We start from the raw sequence: 23,937 nt of genomic DNA on the forward strand, positions 1-23,937 counted from the left end.
GACCTCTGGTGAGGTCTGTCCACCCCGCCCCGGGGGCGCTTCTCGCGTGACCTCCACGCCTCGGTGCGCCGAGGCCGCCCTGTCGACAGGCGGGCCAGGCGCGGGGCTGGGGCGCGTGCCATGCCGCTGGGGGCCCCTCGCGGGTGGACCGGTGGCCCTGACGCCCTCACCAGGCCACTCAGGGCCGTACGCGGCGCGGCAGGAGCGCCACCCCCATGGTCGCCGCCGAGGGGCGCCGCCCGGCCGCCGGACCTGGGTCAACGGGTGCGCCGCCAGCACGTGGGGACGCCGAGATGCCAAGATGCCGAAACGCCGCCACGGGAGCGGAGAGCCGCCCGAGCCGGACCGTCCACCCCCGTGAACCGCGACCCACCACCGCCCGACGTGCGCGGACTGGGTATACCTAGCGATAGGTGATCTGTACATCCAGAGCTACGGCGCGACCCGGCGGTGCGGTGTTTCACTGGTATCACCCCAACAGCACTACTGCATCCCCGACGGCCGCATCACCCCCGATGTGGTCGGCCGGAGTTCCCCAACGGCACGGGGAACACATGAAAGCCGGTCCGTGCGAGCATCCCCCGTTGACCCGCACGGACCGGCTTCCCCGGTCGGTCGTCACCATGGCTCGGGCTCCGAACCGACTCGGCTGAGAGGCCCTACTCCCTCCCACGGCTCGCCGTGGCACAGCGTCCCGGCTCACCGCACGACAGAACATCGGACCTGCGCAGGACACCAGGCCCGCGTGGCGCCCCGTGCCTCACAGAAGGGACCAGGAGGCGTACTTCCGCAGTCCATAGAGCAGCGGCGAACGGTCGGCCGCGACCAGGTGCTCCACCCGCGTCACGTTGCCGAACACCACGGTGTGGTCACCGGCGGAAACCGTCCGGCTGATCCGGCAGTCGGCGATGGCGTGGGCGTCGTCCACCAGGTGCGGACCCCCGGCCCCGGCCTCGGCCGACCAGCGCACCAGGTCGAACCGGTGCGGAGTGCCGGAGGCGAACAGGTCCGCCGTCGCCTGGGCACGGGAGTGCAGCAGGTTCACCGCGAAGGTGGAGCGGCGCGTGATCGCGGCCAGGGTGGGACTTCCCTCGCGGAGGCACACGAGCAGCGTCGGCGGCTCCACCGCGACACTGCACACCGACGAGCACGTCATCCCCCACGGCCGTCCGTCCAGATCCGTCGTGGTCACGATGGACACGCCACTGGGGAACGTCGACATCAGCGAACGGAACTCCGCCGGTGCGACCGCCGTCATCGTGGCGGAACACCCCGCAGTGCCGTCCTCCGCCAAGGAATCCGTCATGGTCGCCTGCCGCCTTCCTCTGCCAGGGGCACCGCCTTCAGGCGGCGCGCCGTCCGTCGTTCGAGCAGGGTGTAGCACGGTCCGGTCATCGCCGTGGTCACCAGCGCCATGACGACGAGCGCGAGAAAGACCGGGGCGGTGAGGACCCCGGCGCTGTAGCCCGCCTGGAGCACCACCAGTTCGGTCAGGCCACGGGTGTTGAGCAGTACACCGACGCGCATCGCCTCGGACGGGGGCGCACCGCCGAGCCTGGCCCCGGCGTACCCTCCGCCCACCTTGCCCGCGATACCGAGGACCGTGGCCAGCACGATCGCGAACCACGGTGTCGCGCCGAACTGCCCGGCGAACACGGTGATCCCTGTGACCACGAAGAACACCGGCACCAGGAGGCGTCCCACCCGGGTCACCCAGCGCATCACCTCATGCCACCCGTCGGCGGGGATGGCGAGCCCGACCAGCAGGGCCCCGAAGATCTCCGTCACCCCCTGCTCCTGGAACGCCCATGAGCCGAGCAGCCCCGCCACACCGATCAGGACGGCCGTCAGCCGTCCGTAGCGGTCCCGGAACGCCGTCACCGCCGTGGTACGCAGCAACCGCCCGAGGCAGAACATCACCAGCAGCCCGACGGCGACCACGGTGGCGAGTCTCGGCACGCCGCCACTGCCTCCCGCGGCCAGTCCGATCGCGAGCGTGAGCAGCAGCCAGGCGACGACATCCATGATGATCGCCGCGGTCATCGAGAGCTTGCCGACCGGGGTGTCGAACAGCTCCCGTTCCTCCAGGATGCGCGCGAGCACCGGCACGGCGGTCACCGACAGCGCGACCGCGAGCAGCAGCACGAGTGACGCGGTGGGCGCGGTGCCACGGAGCACGGGGTCGGCCAGCACCGCCACCGCGAACGCGCAGCCCGCGAGGAGCGGGATCACCAGGGCGCCCGCGGTGGTCCAGCCGATCAGCCGGCCACGGGCCGGCGCGGTCGTGCGGCGGAGCTCGTGCGCGACCCCGACCAGGAACAGCACCACACCGATGTGCCCGACCTCGCGCAGCCAGCCGACCGTCTCCGCGGGCAGCAGGGTCTCCTTGCCCCCGAGGGAGATCAGGACCGGTCCGATGGCGAGCCCGAGGGCGATCTCCGCGATGACGGTGGGCTGCCGCAGCAGACGGCCCACCGCCCGGCCGACGCAGGCGAGCAGAAGCACGGCCAGCAGCGCGAGCACCACATGTCCGGTCCCGGCCGCGAGCTCGGCGAGATTCATCGCGTCAGGCCCGCCTTCCGCTGCTCCGGCGGCAGGCCGTGCAGATGGGCGAAGTAGGCGTACTGGCTGGGCAGCTTCTCCACCAGCGCGGACGCCTGCTCGGCCACCAGGCGGAACTCCTTGTCGGCCGCGGTGCCGTCGAGCCTGCTCAGCACGGGCAGGGGCCGCACCGGCAGCCCGCCCAGACCGAGGATGATCGCACGGTAGGAGTACGACTCGAAGCCGTGGTAGTGCGGGTAGATCGAGTCCTGGTCGGGCAGCTTCACCTTCCACTGCTCCAGGCGCTCGGCCAGACCGTCGGGCAGCTCCCGGGTCTTGGTGTCCTTCCAGTACTGGTTGTCGGCCCGGCCCGAGGCGTACCAGTGGAGCACCATGAACTCCCGCAGACCGTCCATCACATGTGCGGCCTGCCGGTTGTAGGTCCTGCGGAGCTGCTCGTCGGTCTCCTGCTGGCCCACGGGGAAGTTCTTGACCAACTGCTCGATGCCGTTCTGGATGATGAAGATACCGGTGGACTCCAGCGGTTCGACGAATCCGTTGGAGAGCCCGATGGCCACGCAGTTCTTCACCCACGCCCGCTCGCTGCGGCCGATGCGCATCCGGATGTGGTTGGCGGTGGCGTTCTCCGCAGCCGGGCCGACGAACTCACGCAGGGTGCGCTCGGCCTCCTCCGGGGTGGCGTAGTCGCTGGCGTACACATAACCGGTACCGAGCCGCTCGAACAGGGGGATGGTCCAGATCCACCCCGCCTCCCTCGCGGTCGCGGTCGTGGCCGGACGGATACCGTGCTGGGCCATGTCCACGGGCACGCGCAGCGCCACCGCGCTGTCGTTGGGGAGATGGTTCTGGAACGAGATGAACGGCTCCTTGAGCCCCTGGTGCACCAGCAGACTGCGGAAGCCGGTGCAGTCGATGAAGAGATCACCGTGGACGTCGCCCTGTTCGCGGGTGCGCACATAGTCGATCGCGCCGTCCTCGTCGAGCACGACATCCACCACGTCGTCCAGCACATGCCGCACCCCACGCGCCACGCCGAAGCGGGTCAGGAACCTCGCCAGCAGCGCCGCGTCGAAGTGGTAGGCGTAGGGGAACTGGGTGTGCTGCTCGGTGAGGGTGGTGCGGTGCTCCTCACCGCGCTCAAACGTGCTGTCGAAGAGCGCGTTGTCCAGGTGGCGCGGCGAGCTCTGCGCGTCGCACATCGAGGCGATGAGGAAGGAGTCCTGGTCGAACCGCCCCGTCGGCTTCTTCTGGACCCACCAGTCGGTGAGCGGGAAGCCGTCCACGACGCGGTTGCGCTCGAACGGGTGGTAGAAGGTGTGGCCCGGCTCGCGCCAGTCCTCGAACCTGACGGCCAGTTTGTAAGTGGCGTGGCATTCCGGCATCCACTCGTGCTCTTCCACACCCAGGTAGTTGAAGAAGTGCCGGATGGTGCTGAAGGTGGCCTCACCCACCCCGATCGAGGGCACGTTCTTCGATTCGACCAGGGTGACCTTCACCCGGTCGCCGAACGCGGCCGTGAGGTAGGACGCCGTCATCCAGCCCGACGTACCGCCGCCGACGATCACCACGCTGTTTGCCATGGAGGCCCCTTATCCACTGCTGATGAATGTGCCTGGTCGAGCCTGTCCGAACCGTCGGCGCACAGCCATCTCTTTGACCGACGAGTGAAACTGGGCGGTCACGGGCTCCGGCGCCTGAGCGGCGCGGGTGCTCGGGGGCCAGGAGAACGGGCACGCCGACGCGTCCGAGACGGTGTCAGGGGTGGAGGTCGACCGGGTGGCGACGCGGCCGCCTGATGCGCGGCCGTGGACAGGCACACCGGCAGGAGCGGAGCCACCACGGCCCTGGACACGCACACCCGCACGGACGGAACCACCACGGCCCTGGACACGCACAGCGCGCGGGGGCCGAGCCACCACGGCCCTGGACACGCACACCCGCGCGGGCGGGAAGGAGGAGCGGCCGCACGGCCGTGGGCACGCGGGAGCGGACGTGGTCAGGAACGCAGGTAGGTCAGCACGGCCAGGACACGGCGGTGCCCGTCGTCCTCGGACAGGCCGAACTTCATGAAGATGCTGCCGATGTTCTTGGCGACGGTGGGATGGCTGACGTTCAGCGCCGCGGCGATGGCGGCGTTCGTCTTGCCCTCGGCCATCAGCCCCAGCACCTCCCGCTCCCTCGGGGTGAGCCGGCCCAGCGGCTCGTTCATCTGCCCGCGGCGCAGGAGCTGGCAGACGACCTCCTGGTCGATGACCGTACCTCCGGTGGCCACGCACTCGACGGCCGCCAGGAACTCGGCCACCCCGCCGATCCGGTCCTTGAGCAGATAGCCGAGGCCGCCGTGGGAGTGCTCACCGGACTGGAGCAGTTCACACGCGTAGGCCGTCGCGGCGTACTGCGTCAGCACCAGCACCGCGAGCTCCGGGTAGCGACCGCGCAGTTCCATCGCCGACCGCAGACCGTCGTCGTTGAAGTCCGGCGGCATCCGTACATCGGTCACCACGATGTCGGGCCGGTGCTCCTCCACCGCCGTGATCAGGTCGCGGCTGTCGCCGACCGCGGCCACGGTCGTGTGGCCGAACCGCTCCAGCAGTTCGATCAGTCCCTCCCGCAGCAGGACGGCGTCCTCGGCGAGCACTATGCGGAATCGGGTGTTCGCCACGGTAGCTCCACGACTAGTTCGGTTGGTCCGCCCGGCGGGCTGAGCAGCTTGAGCCTGCCTCCCACCACGGCGACGCGATCGGCGAGGCCCTGAAGTCCGTGACCGCCCTCGGCCCTGGCGCCACCGATACCGTCGTCGGCGATACGCAGCACCAGATGGTCCCCTTCCCGGCGGCCGGTCACCCGTGCCGTGTGGGCGCGGCTGTGCTTCACCACATTGGTGAGCGCCTCCTTCACGGCGAAGTACGCCACGGTCTCGACCGCGGACACCAGGCGCTCGGGAATGGCCATGTCGACGCGTACCGGCACCGGGCTCCGGTCGGCGACCTCGGCCACCGCGGCCGGGACACCGCGGTCGGTCAGCAGTTGGGGGTGGATACCGCGGATCAGCTCCCGCAGATCGGCCAGGGCGCCTTCGGCCTCCTTACGGGCCCTGGCCACCGACCGCGCGTGGCCGGAGCGCTCCTCGTTGAGGGCGTGCTCCACCATGCCCAGCATCATGATCAGTCCGACCAGCCGCTGCTGCGCGCCGTCGTGGAGGTCCCGCTCGATCCGTTTGCGCTCGGCCTCGAAGGCGTCCGCCAGGCGGATGCGCGACCGGGTCAGCTCCTGGACCCGGGCGGCGACCTCGGAGTCGCGCGGCGCCAGCATCAGGCGCGCGAACGCCATCCGTCCCGCGGCCAGCCCGGTCACCGTGTACGCCACCAGCGGGAGCAGAGCGAGGCCGAGGAACACCACCAGGATCCGGTCGAGCGGGGCGTCGATATGCCAGCGGCCGAGGATGACCAGCGGGCCGAGATCGACCAGCGGCTCCACGAACGGGGCGGCGATCAGCAGGAGCACGCTTCCCACCAGCACGACACCGCCGAAGTCGATCAGCGGCAGCACGGCCGTCAGGGTGATGGCGTAGCTGAACTCGCGCCAGGTCGCGGCCTCACCGATGCGCAGCCACAGCCACGCCTTCAGGCTGGGCGTCTCCCGTACCGCGTGCGGATTGCCGACGGGTTCGGTGTCCACGATCCGTAGACGGAGACGTTCCGCCGAGGCGACCGGCATGGTGACCAGGGCGACCAGGACCACCACCACCACGAGCTGGGTGTATCCGGGGACGCTGTCGCCGAAGAGCAGATCGTTCATCACCGCGCCCGCGATAGCCACGACCACGAGGCCACCGCAGCTCAGATAGCCCAGTGACCGCCAGGGCCACCAGGACATCAGTAATCGGCGCGGGCCGAGGGCCAGCGCCTGTCGGCAGTTCGCGGGGGCCACGTTCGACGGGTAGGCAGACACGGACATCCGTCCTCGGACACCCTGATTCGAGATCAACAAGGCGCGACGCCGGTGCAGAGTTCCACGAGCCGTAGCCAACACGGGCGGCCACCGGCGCACAAGGCCGTCGCGCCGAGGTTTCCCCACGATTCAAGAGGGTTGCCCACCCCGGGCACGTCCGCCCCACCCCGGACGCGTCCGCCCCGCATCGGGCACGTCCGCCCCGCATCGGCCCCGTGTGTCCATCCGGTTCGGGGAGCGCGCGTACGGCGCGTTCCGGCATGCCCCTCGCAGGTACGGCGGCCGGCCCTTGCGTGGCTCGGACCGGCCGCCGGGCCGGCGCGCACGGTGCGGCGGGCCACGCGCCCACGGCACCGTGCGGACCCACCACGCGGACCCACCGTGCGGGCCTGATCGGCACCGGCCGGCACCGGCTGGCACCAGCCGGACCCTTGGCCGGCCGCACGGGGGCGCGCCGTCACATGATGACCCGTGACCGGGACTCGGTCGCGATGTACACCCGGCGGATGTCCCGGATCAGATTGACCCGCTTCAGCCACCGGTCCGTTCCGTCGTACCTCGGCTCGAACGGCTCCCGTCCGTGTACGACACGGTAGTTGTCGAGGAATATGGCGTCCCCGGGCTCAAGTACCACCTTCTCCTGGGCGGCGGACACATAGGTGTGGAGTTCGGCGATGGCCTCCCGCGCGGCATGGTCGCCCTCCTCCGCCGCGACGGTGTCGTCGAAGTCGATGCGCAGATAGCGTGATCCGGGTGGTCCGAAGAGGATCGCGTCCCTCTCCGCGGCCCCGCTGGAATGCCCCTGCGGCCCGATGTGCGACTGGTCGGGACGGTGGTGGAATCTCCTCTCGGAGAGGATCTCCGAGAGCCGCGGCGGCAGATCCAGCCGGTCGGTGCGGACCACGGTGGTTCCGATACCGTCCGGGTTGCGCAGGCAGGAGAGGGCCACATAGTCACAGCGGCACTGGTGGAAGGCGTCCTCGGTGTGCAGTGACAGCGGGGCCGTGCTGCTGCCGCTGGTCTCCGAACGCTCCTTGCCGGGCGCCGGGCACACATCGTGCACGATACGGCCATGCTGCTGGTCGCCCCAGGCGAACGGCTCACCGAGGGCGGCCCCGCAGAGCATGAGCACGGTCTCCTCACGGGCTCCGGCGCCGATCTTCTCCGCCATGTCCCAGCCGGTCGGGGTCGGCTCAAGGTCCTGGCTCAGTGGCAGCCCCGACAGCACCGCCACATCGGTCTCCTCCGACTGGACCTGTCGGAAGAACTGGCGGATCCGAAGGGGCAGCGACTCCGCCACCGCCTTGGCGTGCGTGACGAACTGGACCGGGTCCCACGGCCCGTACTCGTCGAGTACCGCGTCGACCAGCCGCTCGATCTGTCTGCGCTCGTTGGTTTCGACAACTAACCGCTTCACAGCAACCACCCTTCCGTTCCGCCGGCCGGCGGAATGACCGATACCGACCGCTGCGATGGTGAACGATCTCCCGAAGACACGTCGCCGCAGGGCACCGGGCGCTTCTCCACGCGCGGAGTACTCCTGTGTACGGCATGGATCCGGCCAGGCAGGCGCCCGCTGGAACACCGGCGGCCACCACGGGCGGATACGCCTGCCCGCGGAACACCCCCAGCACCGCGCCGCACCGACCACCACCACACCGCGCTCCACGCGGGCACCTGTGTCCACGGTGAACGCGCCGGATCGAGCCTGTCCGAACCGGAGGCTCCCAGCCATGTCTTTGACCGACAGGTGAAAAAGGGCGGTCAGGGGCCATACCGCCCAACGGACACGATCCGGCCGACCGGGCCGGACCTGGAGCCCGCCGGGTGGCCCGGCGCGTGCGCCACGTCTCACGGCCGGGTCTCACTCACACTGTATGTCGGCATATACGGCGTTTACGTCACCACGACGAAGGGTGTGAGCCGATGGCGGTCCCGGAGCCGGGTACGCGCCCGCGCGCCGCGGGTGAGCGGATGGCGGACTGGGCCGATGGACGGCTCCCCCTGTACGAGGCGGCACGCACCGCGCTGCGCAAGGGCTTTCCCGACCACTGGTCGTTCCTGCTGGGGGAGCTGGCCCTGTACAGCTTCGCGGTCCTGGTGCTCACCGGCGTCTTCCTGACCTTCTTCTTCGACCCGTCGATGGCGCAGCTGGTCTACGACGGCTCCTACCAGCCACTCCGTGGCGTCACCATGTCCCGCGCCTACGCCACCACCCTGGAGCTGAGCTTCGATGTGCGCGGCGGGCTGCTGGTCCGGCAGATCCACCACTGGGCCGCGCTGATCTTCGTCGCCTCGATCGCCGTGCATCTGCTGCGTGTCTTCCTCACCGGCGCGTTCCGGCGCCCGCGCGAGGTGAACTGGGCCGTGGGCGTGACCATGTTTCTGCTGGCCATGGTGGAGGGCTTCGCGGGCTACTCGCTCCCCGACGATCTGCTGTCCGGAACCGGGCTGCGGACCGCGCAGGGGATCATGCTGTCGGTTCCGGTGGTCGGCACCTACGCGTCCTTCCTCGCCTTCGGGGGCCAGTTCCCGGGCGAGGACGTCCTGTCCCGGCTGTACGGACTGCACATCCTGGTCCTCCCCGGACTGCTGCTGGCGCTGGTGACCGTGCATCTGACGCTCATCGTCCACCTGAAGCACACCCAGTGGGCGGGCCGGGGCAGGACCGGGCGCGACTCCGTCGGCCCGCCCGCGCTCCCCCGGTACCTCGCGAAGTCCGGCGGACTCTTCTTCCTGACCTTCGGCGTCCTGGCGGTACTGGGCGCCATCGGCCAGATCAACCCGGTCTGGAACTACGGCCCCTACCGGGCCGACCAGGTCTCCACCGACGCCCAGCCCGACTGGTACGTGGGGTTCCTGGAGGGCGCTCTCCGGCTGATGCCGGGCGCCGAGACCGACCTCCTGGGACACACCGTCTCCTGGAACCCCCTGCTTCCGGCCGTCGTCCTGCCGGGGCTGCTCTTCCTCGCGCTGTACGCCTATCCGTTCGCCGAACGCTGGATCACCCCCGGCGGCGGCGAGCGCCATCTCTGCGACCGCCCGCGCGACCGGCCGGTACGGACGGCGCTGTGCGTGGCGGGGGTGACGGCGTACGCGGTCCTGCTGCTGGCGGGGGCGCAGGATGTCATCGCCTACGTATTCGATCTGCCGCTGCCGCCGCTGACCTGGGCCCTGCGGATCGGCCTCGTCGTCCTGCCCCTGGCCGGTTTCCGGGTGACCCGGCTGCTCTGCCTGGGACTCCAGGAGCGGGAGGGGCGGTGGCTGACGGACGGGCAGGAGACCGGGGAGGTACGGCAGTCGGTCGACGGGGGTTACGCCCCACGCCACCGGCCCCTCTCCCCCGACCGGCGCTATACCGCGCTCGCCCGGGAACTGCCCGGCCCCCTGGAGTCCGAACCGCGCCCGGACGACAGCGCGCCACGACCCCGTGTCCGGTCGGGCCGGTGGGTGCGGTGGGCGCGGACCCGGCTGAGCGCCTGGTACTACGCCGACCGCGCGGGCGACACCCTCACGGAGGAACAGCACGAGCGGGTACTCGCCGGTCCCACCCGGCGGCCGGAGGACGGGTGAGGGGGTGAGGGCACCCGGCACCCGGCACCCGGCACCCCGGCACCCCGGTCCGCTCAGGCGTCGCCGGGGGCCCGGTCCCCCCTTCCGGTACCGGCTTCGCCCTCGCGGCCGTCCTCGCCGTCGCCCTCGCCCTCGCCGTCCCGACCGCCGAAGACAAAGCCGAAGACCCCGAAGGCCAGGACGATGACCCCGGCGCAGCACAGCCACACCCCCTCGACCACACCCCAGCCGAGGAGCGCCGCCCCGGCCGCCGTGGTCAGTGGCGCGTAGCTGTACGGCGGAGGCAGCGGGAAGCGCCGTCCCGCCGTCGTACGCACCGGAGTGCCGGGACGGTCCTCGGGCCTGATGCCCGTACGGGTGTACTGCCGCCAGAGGAAGGCGGCGACCAGGCCGGACATCAGGAACGCCACGGTCAGGGCGGCCAGACCGGCGGGATCACGGGCGAGGGCACCGTAACCGGCCGCGATGCCCAGGAAGAACACGGCCACCCCGGTGAAGAGCCACGCCTCGGTCCTCACGGACGCTCCCTCCGGGCCGTCAGCTCCCGGTGCGGCGGCCCGCCGCGCGCCACCGCCTCCGGATGGCGCAGATCGAAGGCGGGTGAGTCCGAACGGACGCGGGGCAGGGTGTGGAAGTTGTGGCGGGGCGGCGGGCTGCTCGTGGCCCACTCCAGGGAACGGCCCCAGCCCCAGGGATCGTCGTGGGCGACCGGCGGGGCGTGGTGGTGGGTGTGCCAGACGTTGTAGAGGAAGACGAGCGTGGACGCGCCGAGGACGAAGGACCCGATGGTCGAGATGGTGTTCAGCGCGGTGAAGCCGTCCGCGGCCAGATAGTCGGCGTAGCGGCGCGGCATGCCCTCCTCACCGAGCCAGTGCTGGACCAGGAAGGTGATCTGGAAGCCGGTGAAGAGCGTCCAGAAGTGGATCCTGCCCAGGCGTTCGTCGAGGAGTCTGCCGGTGAGTTTGGGCCACCAGAAGTAGAAGCCGCCGAAGGTGGCGAAGACGATGGTGCCGAAGAGCACATAGTGCAGATGGGCGACGACGAAGTAGCTGTCGGTCAGCTGGAAGTCGAGCGGCGGCGCGGCGACGAGCACTCCGGTCAGCCCGCCGAGGAGGAAGGTCACCAGAAAACCGATGGACCAGAGCATCGGGGTCTCGAAGGAGAGGGATCCGTTCCATGTCGTACCGATCCAGTTGAAGAACTTCACCCCGGTCGGCACGGCGATGAGGAAGGACATCAGCGAGAAGAACGGCAGATACACCGCTCCGGTGGCGAACATGTGGTGCGCCCACACCACGGCGGAGAGTCCGGTGATGGCCATGGTGGCGCCGACCAGGCCGACATATCCGAAAACCGGTTTGCGGCTGAAGACCGGCAGGATCTCGGAGACCACCCCGAAGAACGGCAGCGCGACGATATAGACCTCCGGATGCCCGAAGAACCAGAACAGGTGCTGCCAGAGCAGCGCCCCGCCGTTGGCCGCGTCGAAGACCTGGGCACCGAGGCGGCGGTCGGCCTCCAGCGCGAGCAGGGCCGCGGTGAGGACGGGGAAGGCCAGCAGCGCCAGGATGGAGGTGAACAGCACGTTCCAGGTGAAGATCGGCATCCGGAACATGGTCATCCCGGGGCAGCGCAGACAGATGACCGTGGTGATGAAGTTGACCGACCCGAGGATCGTGCTCATACCGGAGACGACCAGCCCCATCGTCCAGAGATCAGCCCCCACCCCGGGGCTGAACACGGCGCTGTTCAGCGGCGCGTAGGCGAACCAGCCGAAGGACGCGGCGCCGCCGTCGGTGAGGAACCCGGCCACCACGAGGAGTCCGCCGAAGAGGTACACCCAGTAGGTGAAGGCGTTCAGCCGGGGGAAGGCGACATCGGGGGCGCCGATCTGAAGCGGCATGATCATATTGGCGAAGCCGGTGAAGGTGGGAGTGGCGAAGAGCAGCATCATCACGGTGCCGTGCACGGTGAAGAGCTGGTTGTAGCGGTCCGCGGAGACGATCTGGAGCCCCGGCCGGGCCAGCTCGGCCCGCATCACCATCGCGAGGAGCCCGGCGAAGAGGAAGAAGGCGAAGGACGTCACCAGATACATCCGGCCGATCGTCTTGTGGTCGGTGGTCGACACCAGGTCCAGCAGCCGTGCGCCGCGCGCGACCCGCTTCCCGGCCCCCGTCCGCGGCCGCTCGCGCACCTCCGTCATACCGTCCTCCCGCGGGCATCGGCGGCCGTCGCCACTCTCCATCGGCTTCACCTTGGCACCCCCCTCCGCCCGCCACCCCGACCGACGTGCCCCGGCGCCCGCCCGTCACCCGGCTGCCGGTCGATCGCGGTTCCGGAGAACGGCGGACGGGCTCATGGCGACGTCTGTCGCGTCCCCACCCCTCTCACCCCTCTCACCCGTCCCCCCCCTCTCCTTGCCTCACCCCCTCCCCCGCCCCCCGCTTCAGCCGCCCTCCGCCAGGGCGAAGAGGACCCGCGGGCTCGCGATCGAGCCACTGGCGGCGTGAGCATGGGCGGACACGGGACCCGTTCGTCGGCCCGGTCAGCAGGGCCAGGGGCTCGGCACCGCCACCCTGCGGCACGTTCTCGCGCTGGCCGACGCCCACGGCGCGGCGGTCTATGTGGAATCCACCACGCGACGCAGTCAGCGGCTCGTCCTGCGGCACGGTTTCACACCCCGGGAGCCGGTCACGATCCCCGGCGGCCCCCGGATGTATCCGTCCTGGCGGCCCTCGCGGGCCTCCGTGCGCCAGAACGGCGTGAGCGGCCCCGTGACACCTGGGCGATGAGGGCCACGACTCGCCCGCGCCCGGGAGGGAGGCGACATCGTCGTCCCCGTCACCGTCCCGGCCGAGGGGGAGAGGGCCTGGGACGCCGTTCTGGCCGGATTCCTCCCCTCCGTACCTCTGTCGCACGGGGTTCCACGGCCCGCGGGGCAACGCTCCGGGCGCCCCACCTCGTCCATCCATGAGATGACCGGGAGAACCAGGGAGGATCGATGGCGGACGACATCACAGGTCCCATGGACCACGGCTCCGCGACACCGGACCGGACCGGGGAGGCACCACACCCCTCGCTCCGGGACACCTTCACCGAGATCTACGCCAGTGGAGTCTGGACCCCGGCCGGGGAGACCGGCTCGGCGCGCCACCCCGAATCCAGCTCCGGCGTGGGGTCCAATCTGACCCAGACCGCCGCCCTCCGCGCCGCGTTACCGGCGCTGATGACCGGTCTCGGAGTCCGCACCCTCCTGGACATCCCCTGTGGGGACTTCTTCTGGATGTCCCAGCTCGACCTCGGCGTCGAGCGGTATACCGGCGCCGACATCGTCCCCGGGCTGATCGACCGCAACCGCGAGCGGTTCGCCCGTACGGACCGTGAGTTCCGGCTCATCGACCTCACCCGCGATCCGCTGCCGAGGGTCGACCTCGTCTTCTCCCGGGACTGCCTGGTGCACCTCGGCGATGACGACATCCACCGGGCGCTGGACAACATCCGGAGCAGCGGCTCCACCTATCTCGCGACCACCACCTTCACCGAGCGGGCGGAGAACCCGGACGACATCGCGGCGGGGGGCTGGCGTCCCCTCAACCTCCAGCGGCCGCCGTTCGCGCTGCCCCCACCCTTCCGGCTGATCAACGAGCGGTGCACCGAGATCTACGTGACCGAGGAGAACGGCATCCGGATCGAGCACCGGTTCGAGGACAAGTCCATCGGCGTCTGGCGCATCGCCGACCTCCAGGCCACGCCCCGCTGACCAGCGGGAACCGGCGGGCTCAGGGGGCCGGAGGGCTCAGGGGGCCGGAGGCCGGCGGGCACGGCTGGCCCGGAGGTCCGACGCCCCTGGCCATCGGGCCCGTCGCCACCAGCGGTACGGCCCTCATCGCCACCGGATCGCGCCCGAAGGGCAGGACCGCACCGCCCGCTCAACCGCCCCCGCCGCCGCTCCGGCCGGCTCGGCGACCAGAAGGGTGACCAGCCCTTCCTCATCGTCCTGGGTGAACACGTCCGGTGCGGTCAGCGCGCACATCCCGGCTCCGACACAGACCTCGCGGTCGGCCGTGATCCTCATGCCGTTCTCCTTCCCGCTTCCCGCTTCCCGACAACGGCCCTTGGGTGTCTGCGGTTGTCCGTGTTTGTCTGTGTTTGTCCGTGAGGTTGCGCGGCGCGTCATCGTGCCCTGCCGGATGGGTCATGCCCGCTCGGATGAATGGCTTCTACCAGGTCACCGGCAGTGCGCTCGCCCCGTAAATGGCCGTGGAGTTCCCCGCGTTGCGCAGCGGAACCTCGTCGGCGGGTACGGCGAGGCGCAGTCCCGGGAACCGGGCCGCCAAGGCGGTGAACGCCACGCGCATCTCGACCCGGGCCAGTTGCTGGCCGAGGCACTGGTGCACACCGTGGCCGAACCCGGTATGGCCGACGGGGTTGCGGCGCAGGTCCAGGGTATGGGCATCGGCGAACTTCGCCGGGTCGCGGTTGGCCACCGATGACGCCAGCAGCACGGTCGATCCGGCCTTCACCAGGTGGCCGTCGAGTTCGATGTCCTCCAGCGCCACCCGCGCCAGGTTGGGCACGATGCTGAGGTAGCGCATCAGTTCCTCGACCGCCGAGTCGACCAGCTCCGGCTCCGCGCACAGCGCCGCCCACTGGTCGGGGTGGCGCAGCAGCGCGAAGGTTCCCAGCGCGAGCATGTTGGTGGTGGTGTCCAGCCCCGCCGCCAGGAGCAGCACTCCGATGCCGGTGAGTTCGTCGTCGGTCAGCTCACCGGTGGTGAGGTCGCTGAGCAGGTCGTCGGTCGGTGTCACACGCTTGGCCGCGACCAGGCGACCCACATAGGTGCGGAGCGCGCCTAACGCCTCGTACTGCTCGTCCCGCGTCTGCGCGTCCTCGTCGGCGAAGAGCGTGGCGACATCGTCCTGGAAGCTCTGCCGGTCCTCGTAGGGCACACCGAGGAGTTCACAGATGACGATGGAGGGAATCGGCTGGGCGAAGGCCGCGACCAGGTCGACCGGTCCGCCATGCCGCTCCATGGCGTCGAGGTGTTCGGTGGTCACCCGCTCGATCCGCTCGGTCAGCAGCTTCATCCGGCGCACGGTGAACTTGCCGGTCAGCAGCTTGCGGTAGCGGGTGTGCTCCGGTGCGTCCATGCTGATGAAGAAGCCGGGCCCCGCGGGTGGCTCCATCCGCTGGGACCCCGGCAGCGGCGAGTGCATGAGCTCGATACGCGAGCTGAAGCGAGGATCGGCGAGCACCCGGCGGATCAGGGTGTGACCGGTCGCCAGCCATCCCTCGTGTCCGTCGGAGAAGGCCAACGGGGTCAGTGACGACTCGGCGCTGATGCGCGTGAGTTCGGCGGGCGGGTCGAACGGACATCCCGGGGTGCGCTGGGTGGGCAGTTCGACAGCGGTGTGGGTCATGGTGTCACCTCACGGGTCTGTGGAAGGTCACCGGCTTCGCACGTTAGGGACGCGGCGAAGTGGCGGTCAACGGCACTTCCCTGGGATTCATGGTGTTCACGCTGGTCACTGCGGATGCGATGATTGCAATGACCGTGCCGCTTAACGCACATGACGGGCGGTACGTTGTCACGGTCGAGGCCCGCCACGGATACTGGTGCGAAGACCACCGGGGCGAGGGGGCGGCCGGATGCCAGGACGCAGGCTGACCGGCGCCGAACGGCGCCAGATCGCCACCGGGCTGGCACGGGGTCTCGACTACGCCACGATCGCCCGTGGTCTGGGCCGACCGGCCTCGACGGTGATGCGCGAGGTCGCGCGCAACGGCGGGCCGGGCCGCTACCAGGCGGAACTGGCGCAGCGTGCGACGCGCCACCGCGCCCGGCGCAGACCGCCCCCGGCGGCGCGGCGGATCAGCCAGGACGGCAGCCCCGGCCCCGATCCCGACGCGACGGCCGCGTTCCTGGCCGAGTTCAGCGCGGCGCTGGTCGGGACCGGTATGCCGCGTACCGCCGCCGCCGTACTGGCCTGTCTGTACGCCTCCGACTCCGGCAGTGGCACGGCCGCCGAACTGGCGCGGCGTCTCCAGGTCAGCGCGGCGACCATCTCGCACGCGGTCGGCTACCTCACCCGGTACGCGCTGATCCGCCGTGGCCGGGACGGCCGGGGCAGGCGGCACCGGTACTTCATCGACGACGACGCGGGGTTCCGCGCGGTGGTGGCCGGTTTCCACGCCAACCAACGACTCGCCGTCACCGCGCTGCGCGGTGCCGACCACTTCGGGGCCGACACCGCCGCCGGGGCCAGGCTGGCGGTGACGGGCCGGCTCCTCGAACAGCTCGGTCTCGACTTCATCCGGTCGGCGGAGCGGTACTGGCGTGCCGCGGGCGGTGGTGCCCAGCACCGTGCCGGTGGCGCCCGGGAGCGTACGGACGGGTTCCGGGACGAGGAAACGACCTAGGACCGATGGCTCACTCGTCCCGCTCCGCGCGCTCCTGGCCATGGGACCGGGCGATCCGGCGGAGCCGGTGATGTCGTCCGGGGCCCGCCTCGGAGATCGCCTCGCCGACCATCGCCCGTACCGCGTCCCGTACGCCGTGCAGCGCCTGGCCTCGTGCGGGGCCCGCGCCGGGGTCCGTGCGCAGTTCCTTCAGCAGGGCCCAGCACAGAAGCAGCATGACCACCACGAACGGCAGCGCCACCAGGATCGTCGCCGTCTGGAGCGATTTCAGTCCCCCGGCCACCAGCAGCACCGCCGCCACCGCCGCCATCAGCACGCCCCAGACAACCACCAGCCAGGTCCTCGGAGTCAGGGCTCCCCTGCTGGTCAAGGACCCCATCACCAGTGACGCGGAGTCCGCGCTGGTCACGAAGTACGTCATCACCAGCAGCATCGCCACCCAGGAGGTGACCGATCCCAGGGGCAGCGCGTCCAGCATCGCGAAGAGCGACGCCTCCTCGCCCTCCTTGAGCTTCGCCGCCATGTCGACCTGACCGGTCGCGTCCAGCCGGATTCCGGTGCCGCCCATCACACAGAACCAGACGACGGTGGCCCCGCTCGGGACGAGCAGCACCCCGATCAGGAACTCCCGGATGCTGCGGCCCCGGGAGATCCGCGCGATGAACGTTCCCACGAACGGTGCCCAGGACAGCCACCACGCCCAGTAGAAGATCGTCCAGGCGCCCAGCCACGTGCTGTCCGTGAACGCGCCGGTCCGGGTCGCCATCGTGACCAGCTGGCTGACGTACCCGCCGACACTCGCCGGGATCGCGTCCAGGATGTAGACGGTCGGCCCCAGCACGAACACGAAGAGCATCAGACACGCGGCGAGGACGATGTTCGTGGTGCTCAGCCATTTCACGCCCTTGTGCAGTCCGGTGAACGCGGAGATCACGAAGGCCGCGGACAGGGAGACCACGATGAGCAGTTCCACGGTCGTCGAGTCCGCCACGCCGACGGTGAGGTTGAGCCCCTTCGCGACCTGGAGGGTGCCCACCCCCAGGCTCGTGGCGGTCCCGAACACGGTCGCGAACACCGCCAGCAGGTCGATCAGCCTGCCGGGCCAGCCGTTGGCCCTGCGTTCCCCGAGCAGGGGCACGAACACCGAGCTGAGACGGTTGCCGCGGCCCTTGCGGTAGCCCGCGTAGGCGAGCGCGAGGCCGGCGATCCCGTAGATCGCCCACGGGGTGAGGGTCCAGTGGAAGAACGAGTACTCCAGCGCCGTTCCCGCCGCCGCGCCGGTGCGCGGCTCCACCCCGCTGCCCGGGGGCGGTGCCAGGTAGTGGGTGAGGGGTTCACCGACGCCGTAGAACATCAGGCCGATGCCCATGCCCGCGCTGAACATCATCGCGATCCAGGCGAGGTTGGTGAACTCCGGCTCGCTGTCGTCCTGGCCGAGCTTGACCCGGCCGTAGCGGGAGAAGGCGAGCAGCACACACAGGACGAGGAAGGCGTCCGCCGCGATCACGAACAGCCAGGCGAAGTTGTCGAGCACCCAGTCCAGGGCGGAACGGGACGCGCCGTCGAAGGACTCCTTGCCGATGGCCGCCCAGGCGACGACGGCGACGACGACCACGACACCGACTCCCACGACCACGGCGTCGGGGGAGGTGTCGCGGCCGGTGGGGTTCTGGGACTCCTCCGGCCCTTCGGGCCGCCCCGGCTCTTCCTGCGATTCCACGCTCATCGGGGTCACTATGGTGGGGATCGAGCGGCTATGTGCGCATGGCACGCCGGTCACTCGGCTGGTGCGGCTATCCGCGCCCCCCAGGCCGCGCCCGTTCCCGTGCGGTCCGGCCCGGCCGCGTCACCTGGTGCCCCCGACCGGCCGCCACGGCACGAGCCCGGGGGCCCCTCTCCTGGCACGTGGTCCCGGCGCGTTCGGCGGTGCCGCGGAGCCGGTCCCCGGTCCTGGCGCGTCGGCGGGTGTGCGCGGGGAGGGGCCCGTGGGGTCCTCACCTGGCGGGCGCGGCGTCCCTATCACCGCGGGTGGCCCGCTCCTCCGCGTCGGCCAGCCAGAGGAAGACCGGCGGCAGACAGAGCTCGATCACCGTCAGCGCGATCTGGAACCCGTGCGGTCGGCCGTGCACGGCGAGCGAGAGCAGCCGGGCGACGCCGCCCAGCAGGAAGACCCCGGCCAGCCACCGCACCGCCCGGGCCGGGATCGGATGCCGGCGCGCGGCCCAGAGCCAGGCCAGTCCGTAGCCGACGAAACCGGCCCCCATGAACCGGCCCCAGCTGTCCACGGTCGCGTCGGCGGAACCCGCGCCGGGGAGCGCCGCGTTGCCAAGTGCCATGTGGAACAGGCCGATCGCCACACAGGACCAGCCCATCAACCGAGTGAGTAAGCGCAGAACCCTGGCCACAATCCCTCCAAGCCGTCACGGCGGAGATTAGTAGACATGCGTCTACTAGAGTGGCCGCGTTAGTAGATCCATGTCAACTAAGCTTCGCCCGTGCCTCCCCGCCAGCGACTCACCCCAGCCGACCGCCGCGCCCAGCTCCTCGCCGTCGGCGCACGGCTCTTCGCCGCCCACCCCTACGCCGACGTGCTGATGGAGGAGGTCGCCGAAGCGGCCGGTGTCTCCCGGGCCCTGCTCTACCGCCACTTCCCCAGCAAGCACGCCCTCTTCGCCGCCGTCTACCAGCAGGCGGCGGACCGCCTGCTCGCCGGGACACGGCTCGACCCCACCGACTCCCTGCCGGAGCAGCTCGCCCAGGGGATGGACGTCCATCTCGACTACTTCGTGGCGAACCGCAACGCCGTCCTCGCCGCGAACCGGGTCCTCGCGGGCGACCCGGTGATCCAGACGATCATGACCAACGAGCTGGACGCGCTCCGCGCGCGGCTCCTGGCCGTACTCCCCCTCGCGGACGAGAACGCCCGCGAGGCCGTGTCCGGCGTCCTGAAGAGCTGGCTCGTCTTCGTCCAGGTCCTCTGCGTCGACTGGCTCACCCACGAGACTTGCACCCGCACCCAGCTCCGCGACATCTGCGTCGGCGCGGCCCTCGGCGCCCTCCGGCCGCTTCTCGACGAGGACCCCGCCCCCGACGGGCCACCCCGGGCGCCCAGCGCGCGTGGCTCGGCGTAGCGCCCTGGCCGCACCCCGTCCGCCGCGACCGTGACCGGCGGTGGCTCCCAGCCGTCCGAACTCGACGTCAGGGCCGTGGAGTACGGGCCGTTCGGCCACGTGGTGAAGCCACCGGGACAGCGAACGGGGTGACCCCGTACCAGCGTCACGACACCGACCCGGCGGGGCGGGCCACCTCCGTCGCGGTCTCCGGCGGCACCGGAACGCCCGCCACCGGCTATCACCCGTCCACGGGAGGGGCGGCGAGCGGCTGTTTTGAGTCGGCTCGGCCCGTTCCTGGGCGGCGCCGCGCTGTGGGCGCCTACGGTAATGATCATGGTCGTGTCCGCACGGACGGACACGTGGGCAACCGAGGCGAGGACGTGGGAACGGGATGACGGGTACTGACTGGCGGCAGCGGTCCGTGGTCGTGACGGGTGGGACGCGCGGGATCGGACGGGGTATCGCGCGACTCCTCGCGGCCCGGGGCGCGGCGGTCGCGCTCACCGGCCGGGACGCGGCGACCGCGGAACAGGCCGCCGGGGAACTCGCCGCCGCCACGGGCGGCCGGGTCACCGGCCTGGGCCTCGATCTGCGGGACCCGGACGCGATCGAGGCCATGGCGGCGGAGGCCGAGCGGCGGCACGGGCACGTGGACGTGGTGTGCGCCAACGCCGGGATCTTCCCGGAGAAGCGGTTGCGGGAGATGACGGCCGCCGATGTGGACGAGGTCCTGGCCGTGAACCTGCGCGGATCGATCCTCGTGTCGAAGGCCTTCCTGCCCGCCATGGAACGCGCCGGACACGGCCGGATCGTCCTGACCTCCTCCATCACCGGTCCCACCACCGGCTACACCGGCTGGTCCCACTACGGCGCGAGCAAGGCGGGCCAGCTCGGCTTCCTGCGCGGCGCGGCCCTGGAGCTGGCACCGGCCGGTATCACCGTCAACGCCGTCCTGCCCGGCAATGTGCGCACGGAGGGCCTGGCCGAACTGGGCGAGGACTACCTGCGGCGGATGACGGACTCGATTCCGGTCGGCCGGCTCGGCGAGACCGCCGACATCGCGCACGCGGTGCTGTTCCTCGCCTCCGACGAGGCCGCGTTCATCACCGGTCAGACCCTCACCGTCGACGGAGGGCAGACCCTTCCCGAGTCCCTCGACGCCCTGGCCTGACGTATCAGAGACCAGGGCCCCGGCGCTCTCTCCGGCAAGGTGTCTCATCTCACCGTCCGGATTCTGGACAGCCTGCGGCGGGTTCCCGGAGCGGGCGCCTAGAGTGACCGGTGCAGCTGGTTCGCCCTGTCCGCCAGACAGACGCGTCGTAAGAGGGAACCCGGTGGGAATCCGGGACTGCCCCGCAGCGGTGAGCGGGAACGACCGCCGTCATACGCACTGGGCCCGGGAGGGTCTGGGAAGCGACGGCCAGTAGGTGTTCCGTCAAGGGACGTGCCCGCGAGTCCGAAGACCTGCCCGTTGCCCGTACCTGGCCCCAGTGCCGTGTACGGACATCCGGTGACCTCGTGGGCGGGTCGGCACGGACAGCAGACGGACGACCGCGCCGCACCGCGCGATCGTGTCCGTCCGGTTCGTCACCCCTTCGCGTCCTCGTCCCGTCACCGGGTTCTCAGGGATTCATCTCGCGAAGGAGATCTCCGTGACACCGAAGTCGACGACGACACCGAAGTCCGCGACCGCGGCGGCACGCGCCACCGTGTACGGCTACCCCCGCCAGGGTCAGGCCAGGGAGCTGAAGAAGGCGATCGAGGGCTACTGGAAGGGCCGTGTCACCGCCGACGCCCTCCGCGCCACCGCCGCCGAGCTGCGCCGGCGCAACTGGCGGGAACTGGCCGACGCCGGGATCGACGAGGTCCCCACCGGTGACTTCTCGTACTACGACCATGTGCTCGACACCACCGTGCTGGTCGGCGCCATCCCGGAACGGCACCGCTCGGCGGTCGCCACCGACCCGCTCGACGGGTACTTCGCCATGGCGCGCGGCACCCAGGAGGTGGCGCCGCTGGAGATGACCAAGTGGTTCGACACCAACTACCACTATCTGGTGCCCGAACTGGGCCCCGACACCGTCTTCACCGCCGACCCGGCCCAGCAGATCAGCCAGCTGACCGAGGCGCGGGCAATGGGGCTCACCGCCCGCCCGGTGCTCGTCGGCCCGGTGACCTACCTCCTGCTCGCGAAGCCCGCGCCGGGCGTGGCGGCGGACTTCGACCCCCTCACCCTCCTGGACCGCCTCCTCCCCGTCTACGCGCGGACCCTCACCGCGCTGAAGGCGGCGGGCGCCGAGTGGGTACAGCTGGACGAGCCCGCCCTGGTCCAGGACCGCACCCCGGCCGAGCTGAACGCCACCGCCCGCGCCTACCGTGACCTCGGCGCCCTGACCGACCGTCCGAAACTGCTGGTCGCCTCCTACTTCGGCCGCCTCGGCGCGGCCCTGCCCGTCCTCGCCAAGTCACCCGTCGACGGCCTCGCACTCGATTTCACCGAGTCCGCCGCCGCCAACCTCGACGATCTCGCCGCCGTCGGCGGACTCCCCGGCAAGCGCCTGGTCGCCGGAGTGGTCAACGGCCGCAATATCTGGATCAACGACCTCGCCAAGTCCCTCGGCACCCTGGGGACCCTCCTCGGCCTCGCGGACCGGGTGGACGTCGCGGCCTCCTCCTCGCTGCTGCACGTCCCGCTCGACGCCGCGCTGGAGCGGGACATCGACCCGCAGATCCTGCGCTGGCTCGCCTTCGCCCGCCAGAAGACAGCGGAGATCGCCACCCTCGCCAAGGGGCTGAGCCGGGGCACCGCCGCCATCGAGGGCGAACTCTCCGCCAACCGGGCCGCCCTCGCCTCGCGTGCCGCGTCCCCCATCACCCGCGACCCGGCCGTCCGGGCCCGCGCCGGGGCCGTGACCGACGCCGACGCCCGCCGTTCCCAGCCCTACGGGCAGCGGACGGTCGCCCAGCGGGAACGCCTCGGCCTGCCGCTGCTGCCGACCACCACCATCGGCTCCTTCCCCCAGACCGACGAGTTGCGCGTCGCCCGCGCCGATCTGCGGGCCGGACGAATCGACTCCGCCGGGTACGAGGAACGCATCCGGGCCGAGATCGCCGAGGTGATCTCGTTCCAGGAGAAGACCGGCGTCGATGTCCTCGTCCACGGCGAGCCCGAACGCAACGACATGGTGCAGTACTTCGCCGAACAGCTCACCGGCTATCTCGCCACCCGACACGGCTGGGTCCAGTCCTACGGCACCCGCTATGTCCGCCCGCCGGTCCTCGCCGGGGACATCTCCCGCCCCGAACCGATGACCGTCCGCTGGACCTCCCACGCCCAGTCGCTCACCGACAAGCCGGTCAAGGGCATGCTCACCGGCCCGGTCACCATGCTCGCCTGGTCCTTCGTCCGCGACGACCAGCCCCTCGGCGACACCGCCCGCCAAGTCGCCCTGGCCCTGCGCGACGAGGTCGACGACCTGGAGGCCGCCGGGACCTCCGTCATCCAGGTCGACGAACCGGCGCTGCGCGAGACCCTGCCGCTGCGCACCGCCGACCACGCCGACTACCTCGCCTGGGCCACGGAAGCCTTCCGCCTCACGACCAGCGGAGTGCGGCCGGACACCCAGATCCACACCCACATGTGCTACGCCGAGTTCGGCGACATCGTCCAGGCCATCGACGACCTCGACGCCGACGTCATCAGCCTGGAGGCCGCCCGCTCCCATATGCAGGTCGCGTACGAACTGGCCACCCATGGCTACCCGCGCGAGGCCGGACCCGGCGTCTGGGACATCCACTCCCCCCGCGTCCCCTCCACCGACGAGGCCGCCCGCCTCCTCCGCACCGGCCTGAAGGCCATTCCGGCCGAACGCCTCTGGGTCAACCCCGACTGCGGCCTCAAGACCCGCGGCTGGCCCGAGACCCGCGCCTCACTGGAGAACCTGGTGACGGCCGCCCGTACCGTACGAAACGAACTGCCCGCCTCCTGACCTCCCACCACCCCTCGGCCGGGGCACCCACCGGGCGCCCCGGCCGGGCCATGAACGGCGCGGCTCGGGTGGGTCATCTCCCGCGCCTGCGGGTTCGACACTTGCTGACCTGCGGTCCTACCGGCGAGTAATGCGATTTTGCTTCACTTGCGTTCGGGGCTTCACGGTCCTCCCGTCGTCGGCGGCTTGACATCTTCTCATCTACCGGCGTGACCGCTCTCCCGTCCCGGGCGACCCTGCTCCGGAGACGCTGACGGCTCCTCCGTACACACGGAGTGGACCAGTCCGCGAGCTGACGCTGTTGAGGCGCGGTGAGCCGAAACCGTGTC

Annotated in this window: 19 protein-coding genes and 1 riboswitch; of the genes, 7 read left to right on the forward strand and 12 right to left on the reverse strand. The window is 70.8% G+C overall.

Annotation, left to right across the window (positions count from 1 at the left end; all coding sequences use genetic code 11):
* Positions 1-760: 760 nt before the first annotated feature.
* The 6 genes from ACFVIM_RS08330 to ACFVIM_RS08355 form a co-directional block, all read right to left on the reverse strand.
* Complete coding sequence (locus ACFVIM_RS08330) at positions 761-1,306, reverse strand: flavin reductase family protein (RefSeq protein ID WP_384299867.1); 546 nt, start codon at positions 1,304-1,306, stop codon at positions 761-763.
* Positions 1,303-2,562: a cation:proton antiporter gene (locus ACFVIM_RS08335; RefSeq protein WP_384299868.1), complete on the reverse strand. Its 1,260-nt coding sequence runs from the start codon at positions 2,560-2,562 to the stop codon at positions 1,303-1,305. Before ACFVIM_RS08335 ends, ACFVIM_RS08330 begins: the two co-directional genes overlap by 4 nt.
* Positions 2,559-4,142: a tryptophan halogenase family protein gene (locus ACFVIM_RS08340; RefSeq protein ID WP_384299869.1), complete on the reverse strand. Its 1,584-nt coding sequence runs from the start codon at positions 4,140-4,142 to the stop codon at positions 2,559-2,561. Before ACFVIM_RS08340 ends, ACFVIM_RS08335 begins: the two co-directional genes overlap by 4 nt.
* Positions 4,143-4,558: 416 nt before the next feature.
* Complete coding sequence (locus ACFVIM_RS08345) at positions 4,559-5,200, reverse strand: response regulator (RefSeq protein ID WP_384299897.1); 642 nt, start codon at positions 5,198-5,200, stop codon at positions 4,559-4,561.
* Entirely contained in the window at positions 5,200-6,513 is a 1,314-nt protein-coding gene (locus ACFVIM_RS08350; RefSeq protein WP_384299870.1) for a histidine kinase, read from the reverse strand. Before ACFVIM_RS08350 ends, ACFVIM_RS08345 begins: the two co-directional genes overlap by 1 nt.
* A gap of 457 nt (positions 6,514-6,970) precedes the next feature.
* Positions 6,971-7,930 (reverse strand): TauD/TfdA family dioxygenase, encoded by a 960-nt coding sequence (locus tag ACFVIM_RS08355; RefSeq protein ID WP_384299871.1) that lies wholly within the window; start codon positions 7,928-7,930, stop codon positions 6,971-6,973.
* Between the two features lie 509 nt (positions 7,931-8,439).
* Here ACFVIM_RS08355 and ACFVIM_RS08360 point away from each other — a divergent pair.
* Entirely contained in the window at positions 8,440-10,086 is a 1,647-nt protein-coding gene (locus ACFVIM_RS08360) for a cytochrome bc complex cytochrome b subunit (RefSeq protein ID WP_384299872.1), read from the forward strand.
* A gap of 53 nt (positions 10,087-10,139) precedes the next feature.
* Here ACFVIM_RS08360 and ACFVIM_RS08365 read toward each other — a convergent pair whose 3' ends face one another.
* Together ACFVIM_RS08365 and ctaD are read right to left on the reverse strand one after the other, a co-directional pair.
* A complete protein-coding gene (locus tag ACFVIM_RS08365) occupies positions 10,140-10,604 on the reverse strand; it encodes a cytochrome c oxidase subunit 4 (RefSeq protein WP_384299873.1) in 465 nt (154 codons plus the stop codon).
* The gene (gene ctaD / locus ACFVIM_RS08370) at positions 10,601-12,289 is read right to left on the reverse strand and encodes a cytochrome c oxidase subunit I (RefSeq protein ID WP_384299874.1); all 1,689 of its coding nucleotides are present in this window, start codon (positions 12,287-12,289) and stop codon (positions 10,601-10,603) included. Before ctaD ends, ACFVIM_RS08365 begins: the two co-directional genes overlap by 4 nt.
* Positions 12,290-12,680: 391 nt before the next feature.
* Here ctaD and ACFVIM_RS08375 point away from each other — a divergent pair, with 391 nt between their 5' ends.
* Positions 12,681-12,878, forward strand: a complete 198-nt coding sequence (locus tag ACFVIM_RS08375; protein ID WP_384299898.1) for a hypothetical protein — start codon at positions 12,681-12,683, stop codon at positions 12,876-12,878.
* 209 nt (positions 12,879-13,087) lie between these two features.
* Positions 13,088-13,846: a class I SAM-dependent methyltransferase gene (locus tag ACFVIM_RS08380; protein ID WP_384299875.1), complete on the forward strand. Its 759-nt coding sequence runs from the start codon at positions 13,088-13,090 to the stop codon at positions 13,844-13,846.
* A 123-nt stretch (positions 13,847-13,969) separates the two neighbouring features.
* Here the strand turns inward: ACFVIM_RS08380 and ACFVIM_RS08385 are convergent, their stop codons facing one another.
* A complete protein-coding gene (locus tag ACFVIM_RS08385) occupies positions 13,970-14,161 on the reverse strand; it encodes a ferredoxin (RefSeq protein WP_384299876.1) in 192 nt (63 codons plus the stop codon).
* A gap of 145 nt (positions 14,162-14,306) precedes the next feature.
* Entirely contained in the window at positions 14,307-15,506 is a 1,200-nt protein-coding gene (locus ACFVIM_RS08390) for a cytochrome P450 (RefSeq protein WP_384299877.1), read from the reverse strand.
* Between the two features lie 229 nt (positions 15,507-15,735).
* Here ACFVIM_RS08390 and ACFVIM_RS08395 point away from each other — a divergent pair, with 229 nt between their 5' ends.
* Complete coding sequence (locus ACFVIM_RS08395) at positions 15,736-16,506, forward strand: helix-turn-helix domain-containing protein (RefSeq protein WP_384299878.1); 771 nt, start codon at positions 15,736-15,738, stop codon at positions 16,504-16,506.
* Between the two features lie 10 nt (positions 16,507-16,516).
* On the opposite strand, the gene ACFVIM_RS08400 is transcribed toward ACFVIM_RS08395, so the two are convergent.
* Both ACFVIM_RS08400 and ACFVIM_RS08405 read right to left on the reverse strand, forming a co-directional pair.
* A complete protein-coding gene (locus tag ACFVIM_RS08400; RefSeq protein WP_384299879.1) occupies positions 16,517-18,232 on the reverse strand; it encodes a BCCT family transporter in 1,716 nt (571 codons plus the stop codon).
* A 268-nt stretch (positions 18,233-18,500) separates the two neighbouring features.
* Positions 18,501-18,911, reverse strand: a complete 411-nt coding sequence (locus ACFVIM_RS08405; RefSeq protein WP_384299880.1) for a DUF4345 domain-containing protein — start codon at positions 18,909-18,911, stop codon at positions 18,501-18,503.
* 90 nt (positions 18,912-19,001) lie between these two features.
* Here ACFVIM_RS08405 and ACFVIM_RS08410 point away from each other — a divergent pair, with 90 nt between their 5' ends.
* The 3 genes from ACFVIM_RS08410 (at position 19,002) to metE (ending at position 23,608) form a co-directional block, all read left to right on the forward strand.
* Entirely contained in the window at positions 19,002-19,637 is a 636-nt protein-coding gene (locus tag ACFVIM_RS08410; RefSeq protein ID WP_384299881.1) for a TetR/AcrR family transcriptional regulator, read from the forward strand.
* 373 nt (positions 19,638-20,010) lie between these two features.
* Positions 20,011-20,790 carry a 3-oxoacyl-ACP reductase FabG gene (gene fabG, locus ACFVIM_RS08415; RefSeq protein ID WP_384299882.1) on the forward strand — a complete coding sequence of 260 codons (780 nt, stop codon included), beginning with the start codon at positions 20,011-20,013 and terminating at the stop codon, positions 20,788-20,790.
* Between the two features lie 100 nt (positions 20,791-20,890).
* Positions 20,891-21,106, forward strand: a riboswitch (cobalamin riboswitch).
* A gap of 165 nt (positions 21,107-21,271) precedes the next feature.
* Positions 21,272-23,608: a 5-methyltetrahydropteroyltriglutamate--homocysteine S-methyltransferase gene (metE, locus tag ACFVIM_RS08420; RefSeq protein WP_384299883.1), complete on the forward strand. Its 2,337-nt coding sequence runs from the start codon at positions 21,272-21,274 to the stop codon at positions 23,606-23,608.
* The last annotated feature ends 329 nt before the right edge of the window (positions 23,609-23,937 follow it).

Source organism: Streptomyces sp. NPDC057638, from assembly GCF_042800315.1.
GTDB lineage: Bacteria > Actinomycetota > Actinomycetes > Streptomycetales > Streptomycetaceae > Streptomyces.